This window comes from Halomonas sp. SpR1, assembly GCF_031010175.1.
Lineage (GTDB): Bacteria > Pseudomonadota > Gammaproteobacteria > Pseudomonadales > Halomonadaceae > Vreelandella.
This window is the reverse complement of record NZ_JAUAMB010000012.1, coordinates 1-14,694: the sequence shown is the minus strand read 5'-3', so window position 1 is coordinate 14,694 and position 14,694 is coordinate 1. Positions and strand designations below refer to the sequence as shown.

Genomic DNA, 14,694 nt, shown 5'->3' with positions numbered 1-14,694 from the left:
TATGACCCCTGAAATGGTGATGAGCATTGCTTACCAAGGTATGCGCGTAACGCTTTTCCTTGCTGGCCCCATGCTGCTGGCGGCGCTGTTCACTGGTTTAATCATCAGCCTCTTTCAAGCCGCAACGCAAATTAACGAAATGACACTCACGTTTATTCCTAAAATTTTGGCCGTCTTTGCAGTGTTGGTATTAGCTGGCCCCTGGCTGATTGGGTTGATTACTGACTTTACTCACCGCCTATTTACCAACATCCCCAGTATGGTGATGTAGCGCTATGGTGGAAGTCACTTTCGCACAACTGCAGGGGTGGCTGGTGGCTTTTTTATGGCCTTTTGCGCGCATCACGGCCTTTATGGCGGCTTCGCCTCTGTGGGGGCACTCCAGCGTTCCCAACCAAGCCAAAGTGGGCCTTGCTGCTCTTATTTCCATTGTCATTGCGCCGCTTTTACCGGCCATGCCGGATATTGCCATCATGTCTTGGGCTGGGATGGGCGTCATGATCGAACAGATCTTAATCGGCTTAGCGATGGGTCTCGTCATGCATATCATGTTCGCAGTCGTTCAAGCTGCAGGGGACTTTATCGGCCTGCAAATGGGTTTGGCGTTTGCGAGCTTTTTTGATACGGCGAGCGGTACCAACATTATGGTGCTCTCACGTATCCTCTACATGATCACATTATTGATGTTCTTGGCGGTGAACGGTCACCTGATGGTGCTTGAAACCCTGATTATGAGCTTCCAAACCTTGCCTATCGGCATTGGAACCTTTAACCCAGGTGCTTTTGAATTACTCGCCCGGTATGCGGGAACAATTTTTGCTTCGGGTATGTTACTGGCGTTACCCCTGGTGGGCTCCCTGCTGACCATTAACCTAGCCCTCGGCATACTCAACCGTTCGGCTCCTCAGCTCACGGTGTTCAATATCGGCTTCCCTACCTCTCTCATTGTAGGTCTTATTCTGATGATGGTACTAATGACCGACATCAATCGCTTTCTACAGCGGTTATTTACCCAAGGCTTGGGGTTTATGCAGGGGCTAATCGAAACGATGGCGCCTTTAAATTAAAACGCCCATGCGTCACGAAGAAGCATGGGCGTTTAATATACACAGCTAAGGCAAATAAAAACTACATATAATTAAGCAGCGACATACCTTTCATGTCCACAAACGTTTTTTGCGCGGCTTGTAAGCCTACCTGACGCAAACTGTACTCAGTGATAGCTTCAGCATAATCAAGGTCTACTAAATCTGACAGTGTCTGCGTGTAATTCAGCATTCGATTATCCGCTACTGCATCAACTACCTTAAGCTCACTCAAACGGGCGCCGGCTGAAGCGCGTACTGTAAGAACGTTATCTAAGCTATTGTCCAGGTCGCGCATAGCAGTATTCAAAGTATTGCGCTGATCGGCTTTCTTAGTTGCATTATCAGCAGGGTTTTCTAATACCCGAATAGCTTCTTCCATCGTGCGAAACAGATCAGCGCCGCGAACATCTCCCCCTGATTTGGCAACCAACACCTCATCATTCGGCACCGGGGTGCCTTCAAACCTAATCGATAAACCACCGAATTCTAGTGAAAGAGAACCCTCGTCGTTAATATCATCTGCCCAGGTGCCTGAGCTTAATGCCGCACCATCCGAGTCGTTGTTCACCCAGGCATTCGTTGTATTATCAAATCGTTGAACCTGATAAGTTGGATCGGCAGCAGTTCCATCAAAACTGACACGGTAATCGCTACCATAATCAGCGTTCTTGACATCAAGGGTCTGGGGCCCGCGAAATGTCACATTACCTTGATTTAGCGTGCCATCCTCTTTCTTTGCTTCTGCTACATAACCAGCACCGCGGGGTACACTTTGGAAGATAGTCACGCCATTATCCGCTACCGGCATTAAGCGCGTAGCATCTACACGCTGCTCGCGTGCATTCGTATCGCCTTTATATTCCACGCTGCCATCGGCTGACTTCACAAACGGAGGACTATTATCTTTGTAGCCGCCGAACAAATAGCGCCCATTACCATCCGTTGAATTGGCCTGGCCCAGCATGGTTTCATAAACGCCTTTGAGCTCGCTAGCGATGGACTCACGCTGTTCGTCAGTCAGCGTATCGCTAGACGCCTGAATCAACAACCCTTTCGCACTTGTTATGGCGTCACTAACGCTATTGATAATGCTTTCAGACTGCGAGAGCGTATTACGCGCTGATACGCGAGAATTTGAAAACTGTTCAGTTGTCGCCTTTGCCTGATCAACGCCAATCGCACGCGAGGCGGCCTGAGGGTCGTCTGACGGGTTAACCACGCGTCGGCCACTGGCCATCTGCTGACTCACCCTCATCAAGTCGCTCTGCTGGCGGTTCATAGACGCCGTGCTTTGCTCGAACATGGTAACGGTACTAATACGCATAACTTAAGCTCCCCAATTAACCGCGCAGGTTCAAGATGGTGTCCATCAGCGAGCCAGCCGTATCAATGACTTTCGCGTTAGCCATGTAGTATTGCTGGTAACGCATCAAATTTGCCATTTCTTCATCAATACTTACGCCAGATTCGGACTGTTGTACAGCGCGCAACTGGTCTGTCAGGCCCTGTCGGGCATCTAGATTAACTTCTGTGATATTGGTTCGGTTACCAACATCACTAACCATAGATGCATACGCGCCGGTAAGGGTTGCGCGCCCGCCGACAACCGACTGAGCCTGAAGCTCTTGCATGGCTAAGGCATTACGGTTATCGCCCGCATTCGCATCACTCAAGGTGATAGAAACGCTAGTACCATCCGCCTCAGGCAGTTTGTTTAGGGTAAACGTAATATCGCCAATCTGAATACGATCCTTTGCTTCCAGAGTCTGGGTAGTTGGATCAAACGGGTTACCATTAACCGTCATTGTCGCTGCCGCTGGCTCCACTCCGCTAACGCTGCCATCCTGATCAACGGTAATCGAGTACTCTTCGTCTGCATCAGCAAAAGCGCCATCGGCAATGCTTACTTTGCCTATGTCTAAGTTGCCTTCAAAGTCAGCAAAGCTAGCAGCTGCAATCTTATCTACGTCAGCAATATTCGTTTCCATGCCATTAGCGGCACGCCGCACTGGTTGGATTTCAAAGCGGTCACCATTCTGCGGTGCCGCACTAAACTCAATACTAATACCGCCAAATTTTAATTGTTCATCATCATCCCAGGCGTCTTGGTCAAAATCGACAACCTGGCCGTTATCATTTCGAGTAACCACTGGGTCACCAGCCTCAAAACTAACGGTATAGTCGGTAGCCCGCAGAGCATCAATCTGGTTGGGGTCAAATTCAGCGCTAGTAATAGTGGCGCCGCTGTTCCCACCGTGACTATAGGTTTGCGGTGCGCGAACAGCGAAGAAATCTTCGCCCTGGTCACCGGCCAGATCCACCCCTAGCTTATGCTGCGCATTGAAAGCCGTGGATAGCGATACGGCCAGTTGACCAATCTGGTTCTGAGTTTTATCTAGGGTTTCTGAACGAAAGCTCATTAAACCACCCAGCGTCCCCCCTTTGATGGTGGACTCGTCTAGCTGAACGACATTACCACCACCATCGCGATAACCCACTACCGTACGCTGAGGATCATAATCGGCTTGAACTGCTTCTAGTTGGAACGAGCTGGTTCCTGTCACCAGCGGCTGACCATTGGGCAAGCTAAGACTGTAGCTTTTGCCATCCTGAATATTCAGGCGCAAATCCATACGCTCATTAAGCTCAGATACCAATTGATCACGCTGGTTGAGCAGACTATTGGGCGCCTCCCCACTGCGAGCGCGAGCCAGGGCAATCTCTTTATTTAAGCCGGCGATCTGCTCGGTGGTGTTATTAATCTGGGTAATTTCATCCTTGATCTGGCCATTAATATTGCCCTGCATATCTTGCAGGTAGCCATCAAAGGAACGGAACTGTGAACTCAGCGTATTGGCGGTACCCAGAACGCCTTGACGAGCCGCTGGATCAGAGGGTGAGGCCGCCAGATCTTCTAATGAGGAGAAAAAATTCTGCATCAGAGGGGCTAAACCAGCTTCGCGGTCTGCCAGCAAATTATCAATTTGCGTTACTTGACTATAGTAAGTGGAAAGCGCACTAGACTGTGTTTTGGCACTATTTAACTGGTCAGCTACATACGTATTGAACTGGCGCTCGATATCATTGACACGAACCCCTCCACTCACGCGCCCCTGGCCTAACTGTGTAATCTCACGGTTATAACCAGGCGTATTGATATTGCTAACATTATTGCTAACGGTGTTGAGGGCATTCTGCGCCGCATTGAGGCCGCTTAAGCCGATCGAAAACATGCTCATGGTTCAATTCCTTAGGCCAATACCTATATCTTATTTAAGTATCGGCACTGCGCAGAAAAACTTGAGGGAAGGGTTAACGAGAATCGGCTAGGAAGCTGCTGGCGGCGTTAAGAGGCCCCATGGTATTCATGACCGCTACCAACTTGTCTGCATAGCGTGGATCAGTAGCATACCCTCCGCGCTGTAGTTCTCTCGCCGCCTGTTCCGCATTAGGGGCCTGCACCACAGCGGCATAGCGAGGGTTATTGCCGATTAGGCTAGCATAGTCAGTAAAGGCATGTTCGAACGAGTCATAGACGCGGAAGGTGTCCACCACCTGCGTCCGTCGTCCATTAATATATTCGTGAGTCACGATATCCGTGGTTTCGCCCTTCCAATGACTACCGGCTTTGATACCAAACAGATTGTGACTATTGTTGCCATTACGAGTGGTAATTTCGTGCCGCCCCCAGCCTGTTTCCAGCGCGGCCTGAGCCAGAATTAATTCAGCAGGAACCCCGGTGGCCGCACTAGCGGCCTGGGCAGGAGCTGCCAGCGTTTGCATAAACTGACCGACATGCCCTGCCCCATGTTGCTCTCGCTGCGTTAGCGGGGGAGCATCGACTACACTCCCTCTATTCACGCCTTGGCGAATAGCCTCTAGCTCGGCTAAGAAGCGTCCGTTGCTCTGCTCTTTGGAAGCTCCATCCGTACCAGCACTGACCGCATATGAATCGTCAAGCGTGCGTGGGGTACCACGGGGGATACCAGCGATTAATGCTTGTAGCTCTTGATCGGCATTTGGTTGCGCTTTTGAGATGGCGCCTTGGCGCTCCAGTTGCTCAACCAAGACCTCAGCAAGCCCCATTCCACGCGAAGCCATCACCTGTGACCACTGCTGATCCAGCATCGATTGATAGGTATCTGTCGCGCTGCTGTTCATCAGCTGTGAACTGGGCGTGGCGTCGCGCATACTTTTCATCATCATTTGAATAAAAAGCGCTTCAAACTGCTGGGCTGCGCCATTCACGCCCGCTTCAGGGTCGACGCGTGCGGTGTGCTGAAGACGCTGAAACCCATTCATATCCAGAGCGAACTGACTGGTCATATCACTCGCACTCATTAAATGACCTCCAGCTCAGCACGCAGTGAACCAGACGCTTTTAACGCTTCCAGAATCGACATCAAATCTTGGGGGGTCGCGCCTAAGGCATTCAAGGCATTGACCACTTCATTAAGCTGCGCGCCCTCTACGATTTGCAGATAAGCTTCTTGCTGCTCAATATCAATATCTGCATCGGGTACTACAACCGTCTCCCCCTCTCCAAAGGGGTTAGGTTGGCTAACGCCAAACTGGGTATCAATCATGATCGACAAGCTGCCGTGGGCTACCGCCGCTTCTCGCAATGTGACGGCACTGTTCATGACCACTGAGCCGGTACGTGAATTCAGCACTACTAGCGCCGGAGCTTCCGTTGGCGTTACCTGGACATTCTCGACACGCGCCATAAAATTGACCCGCGCATTATCGTCCGTAGGGCCATCAAGGGCGATTACCCGGCCATTACGTGCGTAGGCCACTGATTGGCCGAACTCATTATTAATTGCCGTCACCATGCGCTGAACGGTGCCAAAATCGGAATCGTTGAGCTGTAATTCGAGCATCCCACCATTACCACCCAGGTTAAGCGGCACCTCTTTTTCCACCAAGGCGCCATTAGGAATACGCCCTGATGCCTGCTGGTTGATCTGGACACTGCTGCCTCCCGCTTGGGCGCCCGCTCCACCTACCAACATGTTACCCTGGGCAATAGCATAGGTATCACCATCGGCACCTTTTAATGGTGTCATTAAAAGCGTGCCGCCTCGCAGGCTGCGTGCGTTGGCAATAGAAGAAACCACTATGTCTAAGCGCTGGCCCGGCCTCGAGAATGGCGGGAGATTAGCTGTCACCATTACGGCAGCCACGTTTCGCAGCTGCAAGTTCGTGCCTGCAGGCACGGTTACCCCTAGTTGAGAGAGCATGTTGGTCAGGCTTTGACTGGTAAAAGGTGCTTGTGTCGTTTGGTCACCGGTACTATCAAGACCAACCACTAGGCCGTAGCCTACCAATTGGTTATCACGGACGCCGGCGAAGCTCGCCAACTCACGAACGCTTTCTGCCTGGGCAGGTAACGCCAATAGGCCTATCACCACTAAGGTACTCAGCTGGAGTGCCCAGGCGGTGATTACTCGGCGATTAACTGCTCCCAGACTGCTTCGCCAAAAGATACTTAATTGCGTCGCTGCTAGCCGCTGTCGTTCTTTCATGGCAAGGCCTTTTATTGCCGGGCCGGTCAAGCATAGCTCTGTCATTGTTGGCTCCCCATAGAGCTAGAACGGCGAGACGTTTAAGAAGAAACGTTGTAGCCAACCCATGTGCTGCGCTTCGTTGATATAACCGTCACCCACATATTCAATACGCGCATCCGCGACCTGGGTGGAAGGAACTGAGTTCTGTGCGGTAATCGTACGCGGGTTAACCACACCAGAAAAACGAATGAACTCAGTGCCCTGATTAATGGCAATTTGTTTTTCGCCACGCACGCGTAAATTACCGTTATTCATCACCTCTAATACTGATACCGTTATGGTACCGGTAAAAGAGTTATTGGCCCGCGACCCACCACTACCAGTGAAGTTATTCTCACCAGCAATATCAAAGCCATACTCTGCAAGCGTATCAAGAACGTCGGGCAATTGTGCTAGTTCAAGACTAGCACTGCCGCTGCGCCCCGCATTGGATTGCGAGTTTTTACTGGCACTGACTTCTTCATCCAGCACAATGGTCAAAATATCACCAATGGCGCGTGGCCGACGATCTTCAAAGAGCGGCTGATAACCTTGCCTAGCCTGATAAATAGAGCCATTGGGGATGGGGGGCGGTCGATCAACAATGCTGATCTGCTCTTGCTCACCCACGACTGAGGCTCTGGGAATCTGAGCGCACCCGGCAACAACCAGCATTAAAAGCACCAGCCCCGCTAGCGCAATACGACGTGACATGTGGTGCAACTCCAGCATAACGCAACCTGTAAAGTAAGCCCGGTGAGTAATAACCGTTACAGCTGGCTTAAGCGTGCCAACATTTCATCGCTGGTGGACACCGCTTTGCTATTGATTTCATAGGCGCGCTGGGTCTGAATCATATTGACCATCTCTTCAACGACGTTGACGTTGGAGGTTTCAACGTAGCCTTGGAACAGACGACCAGCACCATTCATACCCGGCATGTTTTCGTTGGGTGCGCCAGAGGCCCCCGTCTCCAGGTAAAGGTTGCCACCGATACTTTGTAAGCCTGCTGGATTAATAAAGGTACTGACGGTGATTTGCCCGACCTCATTATCAAGCGCAACACCCGGCTGGCGAACACTTACCGTGCCATCTTCACCCACATTAACCGACAGCGCATTGGCCGGTAAGAAGATAGCAGGTTCAACAGGGTAACCATTGGCGGTCACCATTTGGCCATTTTCATTTAGCTGAAAGCTACCGTCACGGGTGTAGGCCGTCGTACCATCGGGCATCAAAACCTGAAAGAATCCTTCGCCATTGATCGCGAGGTCGCGGGAATTCTCTGTTTGCTCTAACCCACCTTGGGTATGCAGACGTTCAGTGGCCACGGCACGTACGCCGGTGCCCACCTGCATACCGGACGGCAGACGATCCTGGATATTGTTCTGCGCGCCAGGCTGACGCATGTTCTGGTACAACAAATCTTCAAACACTGGGCGTGAGCGTTTGAAGCCATTGGTGCTAACGTTAGCCAGGTTGTTTGAAATCACGTCTAGCTTGGTTTGCTGAGATTCCAAACCTGTTTTAGCTGTCCATAAGGACTTGATCATAATTATGCTCCCTTGACCGACTGACTCACGTCAGCTCTGAATGGCCAACATCAACCTTGAATAGATAGAATCGCGTTGGCGCGCTGAGCGTTTTCGTCAGCAGTACTCAGCACTTTCATCTGCATATCATAGCGGCGTGCCACATCAATCATCGAGACCATGGCATCGATAGCGCTGACATTACTACCTTCCAGGGCGCCACTAACCAGCTTGGCGTTTTCGTCAGCGGGCAAGGCTCCTGGCTCCCCTTCTTCATTAGGGGGAGCTCGAAACAGACCATCTTCGCCGCGTGTTAACGCGCCAGCGTCAGGCGTCACCAATTTAATACGCCCTACCTCGACCAGCGCTTCCGGCCCTACGCCTTCGGGGATGGCACTAATCGTGCCATCGGCACCGATGGAGATCTGCGCCCCTTGCGGGACGGCAATGGGGCCGCCTTCGCCCACCACAGGTCGTCCAACGCTGAGCAGCACGCCATCATTGTCAATCTGCAGGTCACCACGGCGTGTATAGGTTTCAGTACCGTCATCGGCCTGCACCGCCATCCACGCATCATCTTGCATCGCGACATCAAGCGTGCGGCCCGTATACTCAACGGGCCCTTGAGAAAAGTCGCTGCCAGGCGTGGTGGTCACCGCAGAGGTACGCGTTGCCAGTAACGCTTCACCTTGTACGGGCACCGAACGAGCGGCCTGCAGCTGCGCACGAAAACCAGTCGTGGTTACATTTGATAAGTTATTACTTACCACCGACTGTTGATCCATGCTGTTCTTGGCGCCACTCATGGCGGTATAGAGCATTCGATCCACGCTACTTACTCCTTACAAATATGACCGATCATTAAAGATTAATTACGGTCTGCAGGAGTTCGTCCTGGGTACTGATGGTGTTAGAGTTTGCCTGGTAAGCACGTTGCGAGACAATCATATCCACAAGCTCTTTGGCCAAATCCACATTAGAAGCTTCGACAGCACCTGACTCAATTTGACCATACTGTCCAGAGCCGGGCGCACCCGTGTTAGCTACACCTGAACTATTCGTTGCTGCCCACAGGTTGTTGCCTAACGGCCTCAGCCCCTCTTCATTGCGAAAAGTATCTAATACAATCTGACCTGCAGGACGAGATTGTTCATTAGAGAAGTTACGCATTACGGTACCATCCGCAAGCACTTCGACACCCACTAAAGCGCCTGATGTGTAACCATTTTGATTAAACTCTCTCCGCGAAGAGATGTCTGCAAACTGAGTGCTTCCATCAAACATTAAATCAAATGAAACGTCTTCCGCGTCAGTACCGCCTGGGAAAGTAATTGTAGCGCTATCATCGCCTCCATTTACTCCGGTTACGTTACCATCAGCATCTGTTAGCAATCGCCCGCTAGTAGTAAAGTCAAGTGTGAAAGTGCCTCTTTGTACCCCATTGGTAACCGCTGTCGCATTCCACAGATTGTCTGCACCTCTCTCAAAATAAGTCGACACGTTTATCGCATTACCTAACGAATCATAAGCCGTAAAACTGTTTGAAAAGTGGTACGGCAATTCAGTTCCATCATTTAATTCGACAGTGCTTAAACCCTGTCCTTGAACAGTCGTGGCGTCCAGATTAAGAAGGATGTTAGCTTCTGAGGTAGCCCTCGCTGGTATGTCATTCGCAGCCACATTTAAAGGAACCGGATCACTTCCCACTAACACGTCAGAAAAAGGAAATGCTAACTGCTCAGCCGTATCTTCAGTAATCTGGGTATCCAGACCGTATCCCATCAGTCTGGCGCCTTGCGCATTAACAATATCGCCATTAGCAGCCAAGCTGAACTCACCATTTCTTGAGTAGGCTACTTCACCTGAAGACTGTTCCATACGATAGAAACCACTTCCAGAAATAGCCAAGTCAAGATTGCGGTTTGTGCTTTCGATACTACCTTGTGAGAAGTTTTGACGAGTATCGGATACCTTGACACCAATTCCTTGAGAATTAGCGAATACGTCGGCAAAACGAACGCTTGAACTTTTGTAACCCACGGTTTGTGAGTTGGCGATATTATTGCCTGCAGAGTTTAGCTTTTCTGACTGTGCGTTAATACCAGACAGAGCAGTAGTAAATGACATAGTAGATCCTCAAATATCCGAGTTATAGAATTTGTTTAACATCGTTTAGGTTGACTTGGCCATAGATAGCGCCTAGATCCAGCCGAACACTGCCACTGCCATCATTCGGCGTCACACGGTTGACTACCGCATACTGCAAGGCTGTGGATTCAATCTTTTCACCTTCGGCGTTGGTCGCCTCTAGCTGTACGGTATACCGGCCACTGGCAGCCGCCTCGTTTTGATCATTGAACCCCGGCCAGTCGAACGAATGAACACCAGCTTTCAGTGGACCGAGATCATCGTAACGTTTTATGATTTGCCCGCCTTCACCCACGATAGTCGCTTTAACACTCTTCGCTGGCTCGGCCAGTTCTATTCCGAAAGGTGTTGTATACGAATTACCGTCGCTATCTTGCTCCAGCAAAACATCCTTACCAGGCACCATAACGCCTTTGCCAATTAAGCCGCTCGCCTGCAGTGCCTGATTCGCATCCATTTGGCTGGTAATGCCTTGCAGCGTGCTATTCAACTCTTCAATACCGCTGACCGTATTAATTTGCGCTAACTGCGAGGTCATTTCCGAATTTTCCATCGGATTGAGTGGATCCTGGTTCTGCAGCTGCGTAATCAGTAGCGTCATAAAGCTTTCACGCAGCTCATCGGATTGGCGAGCTGAGAGACCATTCGAGCCGCCGCCGTTTATGTTATTCAGTACACTCGTATCGACATTCATGGCTTACCCCTCACCCAGCGACAGCGTCTGCATCAACATCTGCTTACTGGTATTAAAGACTTCAACGTTGGCTTGATAGGAGCGAGAGGCAGAAATCATATTGACCATTTCATGTACTGGCTCAACGTTCGGCTTTGCCACGTAACCCTCTTCATCCGCCGCCGGATGGTTAGGCATATACTCCATGCGCAGAGGCGAATCGTCCTCTACTACCTCGGTAACACGCACACCACCAACGCCATAGCGATTACTTTGCGCCTGAGTCTCAAACATCACCTGTTTCGCTCGATAGGTTTCACCATCAGGCCCGGCTATGCTGTCAGCATTGGCCATATTGCTGGCGGTAACATTCATACGCTGGGACTGGGCGCTCATTGCCGAGCTGGCAATATCAAACGTAGAGAACATTGACATAATTGGTTAACTCCTCATTCTAATTTGGTCTGGTTTATTCGGGCTGCATAGCATTTTTCAGCCCCTGGATACGGCTGTTGAGCATCGTGATCCCGACCTGATAACGCACAGCATTATCAGCAAACTGCGTACGCTCACGATCCATATCAACCGTATTTCCATCCAAACTAGGCTGGTCGGGAATGCGGTAAAGTAAATCGGCGTGGCCCGCTCCACGCCATGCGGGGCCTTCTCCAGCAATATGGTTTCCAGCGGTGCGCGCCAGTGCCAGGCCGCCGCCGCTATTACTAGATGCACTCTGAGCACCGTCTACTGCTTTTTTCAACTCGCTAGCAAAATCTATGTCGCGCGCTTTATAGTTAGGCGTATCGGCATTGGCAATGTTAGCGGCCAATACGTCGTGGCGTGCCTGGCGTAGACTCACTGCTTGCTGATGAAAATTAAAGGCAGATTCCAGTTGATCAATCATGCCGACCCTCGCTTGAGGCATAAAATAAAATGGATTTTGTTGATGATGAAGAATACGTCTGGAACTGTCAGCCTAAAGCATGGAACAGCTGGCGTTTCTGCCAGCATTTCGCGTGATACGGCTGCTACCTTTTCGCTACACTGGGCAATGACTCCACTCCTTTGCTCTCCTTCCTAAGCTCCCAAGCAAGTGACCTTTCCATGCTACAACAGCGCTTTACTAAGCCAAGCACGCTTCGCTACTGGCAAGTGCTTCTCTTTATGGCAATTCTATGCATCGCTGCTTTAACCAAAGCTCAGGCTGATGACGACGTCCTTCTTCAACAAGTGCATCAGTTTTTATACGAGGAGACACGAGCATTAGGCGAAGAAGTGGTGATTGACTTACGACCACCGTCCCCACATTTACCGGAATGCGTCCGACCTGAGCCTTTTTTACCCAACGCCAATCAAGCCCCCTTGGGCCGCGTTTCCGTTGGAGTACGTTGCGGTGAAAACAGTCGGCAAGTCCGCTACTTGCAGGCCCAAATTGATGTCATCGGCAATTACGTAGTGGCAGCGAGAGATATTGAACGAGGCACACTGATCACCTCAAGCATGCTAAGCGAACGCGGTGGCAATCTTGGTGACCTGTCAGCTCAGGCCCTCACCGCTGAAGAAGATATTGTGGGTAAAATAGCTCAGCGCCCCATTCGCAGTGGTAGCGCCTTTTTAGCCCATTATTTACAAGCACCTCACTTAGTTGAACGCGGGCAGCGCGTTACTGTCATAGCCCAGGGTTCTGCTTTCCGTGTTTCACGCGAAGGCGAAGCGCTTGAAAATGGTGCGCTCGGTGAGCGGGTCAGGGTTCGTTTTGGTTCACGGGAAATTATGACTGCCCGCGTCACTGGCCAAGGTATTTTAGTGGTGGATTTTTAACTTACCGCCTAAAGTTATGCGCAGCCCTGCCGATAGTTATCTTCATACAAGCTACACTAAACGCAAAGCGCATCGACGCTGACGATGAGGCAGACGACGTGAATATTGATAACATTAATTCGCTGTTACGCTCTAACCAAGCCCAGCAGCGCGATGAAACGCAAAAGGCTAACAGCGTAACTCCGGTGGCACCCGGTGGTACAACGCGCGAATCGACTCAATTGAGCCAATCAAGTATCGATGAATCTCAGGATATCGATAGCGCCAAAGTTGAAGAAATCCGTGACGCTATTCGCGAGGGCCGCCTTGAAATGAGTGCTGACCGTATCGCTGAGGGCCTAATTGCAAATCTTAAAGATTTTTAAGGAGTCGCTTTAAATGAGCCTTGCATCCTTGCTTACCGATCAACAGCAACGACTTGATGAGTTAATTTCGTTGTTGTCCAGCGAGCAAAATTTATTGACGCAAGGTGACATTGACGGTGATGCACTATCAAAAGTCGCACAAGATAAGCAATCGTTACTGGCTGAACTAGAGCGCATAGAGATTGTGCGCCGTAATGTACAAAAACGTCTTGGGTATGCCGAAGGCGCTGACGGCGCCAAAGCGGCAGCTCGCGATGCCGACTGCCTCACGGCTTGGGATAGCTTACTTGAAAAGAGTGAGCGAGCTTCGCGTATGAATGAGTTAACGGGCCAGATGCTGTCTGTTCGAATGAAGCATAATCAGGCAATGCTTGACTACATTCGGCAAATCGCAGAAAAAACGCTCTATAAGCCGGATGGTCGTAATAGCGCCCAGTCAGGCAGAATCAACGCTTCGGCCTGATCTCCTCGACAAGTCTCCAACATAGCGTTTCAATGAAAGCCTTTACTAGCAGGATTGCAAAGGCTTCTCATGTTCAGTTTACTGCCTCATCATTTTACAGCGCTGGTCATCGGCGCATCAGGGGGAATAGGCTCTGCCGTTATTCAGCAGTTACTCTCTTCCTCTCAGGTCGGCCACATAATTGCAGTAAGCCGCCAACCATCACGGATTGACAACCCCCGCCTTACCCACTTAATGCTCGATGTCTCCCAAGAGCAGGATAGGCATGCACTTAAGAAAGAGTTAGCCGCCCAGCCAATCCACTTCTTTTTCAATGCCATCGGCATCCTTCACGATGATACGCAACAACTTTTCCCCGAAAAGCACCTTGATCAGCTTAGCGAAGAAAACCTCGCGAAAACAATGTACATCAATGCTTTTGTGCCAATCTTACTGCTAGCGGCACTGAAAGATTCTTTCAAAGGGTCACACCCTGCAGTGATTGCTAGCCTTTCAGCTCGCGTTGGTTCAATCGAAGATAATCAGTTAGGGGGCTGGTACAGCTATCGTGCCAGCAAAGCAGCGCATAACATGTTGTTTAAGACAGCATCCATTGAGCTCAAGCGGCTTAATAAGCAGTCCACCGTCTTATGCCTGCACCCAGGCACAACTGATACGGCACTCTCCAAGCCCTTTCAAGCCAGGGTTTCTGACGACAAGTTATTCACACCCGCATTTGTAGCAGAACAGCTGTTGGCAGTCATCGCCCAGCGAACACCCGATGATAGCGGTACATTTTGGGCTTGGGATAGTAAACCTATCGACTGGTAGGGCGAGGTGTGAGGTGTGAGGTGTTGAAGTTTACCCCTCACTCCTCACTATTTACCCCTCACGACCACGCAAAAAAAATCCCCCAAGGCATCAGCCCCGGGGGATTTTTCATAATAATTGCCTGACGATGACCTACTCTCGCATGGGGAGACCCCACACTACCATCGGCGCTAAGCGGTTTCACTTCTGAGTTCGGCAAGGGATCAGGTGGTTCACGCATGCTATGGTCGTCAGGCGTAACTGGC

Annotated in this window: 17 protein-coding genes and 1 rRNA gene; 6 read left to right on the top strand and 12 right to left on the bottom strand. The window is 50.6% G+C overall.

Features of this window, described 5'->3' with window-relative positions; genetic code table 11:
* The first annotated feature begins 1 nt into the window (after position 1).
* Together fliQ and fliR are read left to right on the top strand one after the other, a co-directional pair.
* The gene (gene fliQ, locus QT231_RS10610; protein WP_009723992.1) at positions 2-271 is read left to right on the top strand and encodes a flagellar biosynthesis protein FliQ; all 270 of its coding nucleotides are present in this window, start codon (positions 2-4) and stop codon (positions 269-271) included.
* 4 nt (positions 272-275) lie between these two features.
* Positions 276-1,067 (top strand): flagellar biosynthetic protein FliR, encoded by a 792-nt coding sequence (gene fliR, locus QT231_RS10605; RefSeq protein ID WP_308336871.1) that lies wholly within the window; start codon positions 276-278, stop codon positions 1,065-1,067.
* 61 nt (positions 1,068-1,128) lie between these two features.
* Here the strand turns inward: fliR and flgL are convergent, their stop codons facing one another.
* From flgL to flgB, 11 genes are all read right to left on the bottom strand, one after another.
* A complete protein-coding gene (flgL, locus tag QT231_RS10600; RefSeq protein WP_308336870.1) occupies positions 1,129-2,412 on the bottom strand; it encodes a flagellar hook-associated protein FlgL in 1,284 nt (427 codons plus the stop codon).
* 16 nt (positions 2,413-2,428) lie between these two features.
* Positions 2,429-4,327 (bottom strand): flagellar hook-associated protein FlgK, encoded by a 1,899-nt coding sequence (gene flgK / locus QT231_RS10595; RefSeq protein WP_308336869.1) that lies wholly within the window; start codon positions 4,325-4,327, stop codon positions 2,429-2,431.
* Positions 4,328-4,400: 73 nt separating this feature from the next.
* Positions 4,401-5,429, bottom strand: a complete 1,029-nt coding sequence (gene flgJ / locus QT231_RS10590; protein ID WP_308336868.1) for a flagellar assembly peptidoglycan hydrolase FlgJ — start codon at positions 5,427-5,429, stop codon at positions 4,401-4,403.
* Positions 5,429-6,661 carry a flagellar basal body P-ring protein FlgI gene (locus tag QT231_RS10585; RefSeq protein WP_308336867.1) on the bottom strand — a complete coding sequence of 411 codons (1,233 nt, stop codon included), beginning with the start codon at positions 6,659-6,661 and terminating at the stop codon, positions 5,429-5,431. The genes flgJ and QT231_RS10585 overlap by 1 nt, the downstream gene beginning before the upstream one ends.
* An 18-nt stretch (positions 6,662-6,679) precedes the next feature.
* Positions 6,680-7,369, bottom strand: a complete 690-nt coding sequence (locus QT231_RS10580; RefSeq protein ID WP_308336866.1) for a flagellar basal body L-ring protein FlgH — start codon at positions 7,367-7,369, stop codon at positions 6,680-6,682.
* A 38-nt stretch (positions 7,370-7,407) separates the two neighbouring features.
* Positions 7,408-8,190 carry a flagellar basal-body rod protein FlgG gene (gene flgG / locus QT231_RS10575; protein ID WP_007112104.1) on the bottom strand — a complete coding sequence of 261 codons (783 nt, stop codon included), beginning with the start codon at positions 8,188-8,190 and terminating at the stop codon, positions 7,408-7,410.
* 50 nt (positions 8,191-8,240) lie between these two features.
* Positions 8,241-8,999, bottom strand: coding sequence for a flagellar basal-body rod protein FlgF (flgF, locus tag QT231_RS10570; protein ID WP_308336865.1), 759 nt, complete (start codon positions 8,997-8,999; stop codon positions 8,241-8,243).
* A 31-nt stretch (positions 9,000-9,030) separates the two neighbouring features.
* Complete coding sequence (gene flgE, locus QT231_RS10565) at positions 9,031-10,296, bottom strand: flagellar hook protein FlgE (protein WP_308336864.1); 1,266 nt, start codon at positions 10,294-10,296, stop codon at positions 9,031-9,033.
* Between the two features lie 22 nt (positions 10,297-10,318).
* Positions 10,319-11,011 carry a flagellar hook assembly protein FlgD gene (locus QT231_RS10560; RefSeq protein WP_308336863.1) on the bottom strand — a complete coding sequence of 231 codons (693 nt, stop codon included), beginning with the start codon at positions 11,009-11,011 and terminating at the stop codon, positions 10,319-10,321.
* A 3-nt stretch (positions 11,012-11,014) separates the two neighbouring features.
* Positions 11,015-11,425, bottom strand: coding sequence for a flagellar basal body rod protein FlgC (flgC, locus tag QT231_RS10555; protein WP_308336862.1), 411 nt, complete (start codon positions 11,423-11,425; stop codon positions 11,015-11,017).
* Between the two features lie 34 nt (positions 11,426-11,459).
* Positions 11,460-11,894 carry a flagellar basal body rod protein FlgB gene (gene flgB / locus QT231_RS10550; protein ID WP_308336861.1) on the bottom strand — a complete coding sequence of 145 codons (435 nt, stop codon included), beginning with the start codon at positions 11,892-11,894 and terminating at the stop codon, positions 11,460-11,462.
* Between the two features lie 200 nt (positions 11,895-12,094).
* Here flgB and flgA point away from each other — a divergent pair, with 200 nt between their 5' ends.
* The 4 genes from flgA (at position 12,095) to QT231_RS10530 (ending at position 14,449) form a co-directional block, all read left to right on the top strand.
* Positions 12,095-12,811, top strand: coding sequence for a flagellar basal body P-ring formation chaperone FlgA (flgA, locus tag QT231_RS10545; RefSeq protein WP_308336860.1), 717 nt, complete (start codon positions 12,095-12,097; stop codon positions 12,809-12,811).
* Between the two features lie 98 nt (positions 12,812-12,909).
* Positions 12,910-13,176 carry a flagellar biosynthesis anti-sigma factor FlgM gene (flgM, locus tag QT231_RS10540; RefSeq protein WP_308336859.1) on the top strand — a complete coding sequence of 89 codons (267 nt, stop codon included), beginning with the start codon at positions 12,910-12,912 and terminating at the stop codon, positions 13,174-13,176.
* 13 nt (positions 13,177-13,189) lie between these two features.
* Complete coding sequence (locus tag QT231_RS10535; protein WP_308336858.1) at positions 13,190-13,639, top strand: flagellar protein FlgN; 450 nt, start codon at positions 13,190-13,192, stop codon at positions 13,637-13,639.
* 69 nt (positions 13,640-13,708) lie between these two features.
* On the top strand, positions 13,709-14,449 hold the full coding sequence (locus QT231_RS10530) for an SDR family NAD(P)-dependent oxidoreductase (protein ID WP_308336857.1): 741 nt from the start codon (positions 13,709-13,711) through the stop codon (positions 14,447-14,449).
* A 119-nt stretch (positions 14,450-14,568) separates the two neighbouring features.
* Here QT231_RS10530 and rrf read toward each other — a convergent pair.
* Positions 14,569-14,684, bottom strand: a 5S ribosomal RNA gene (gene rrf / locus QT231_RS10525).
* Between the last annotated feature and the right edge of the window lie 10 nt (positions 14,685-14,694).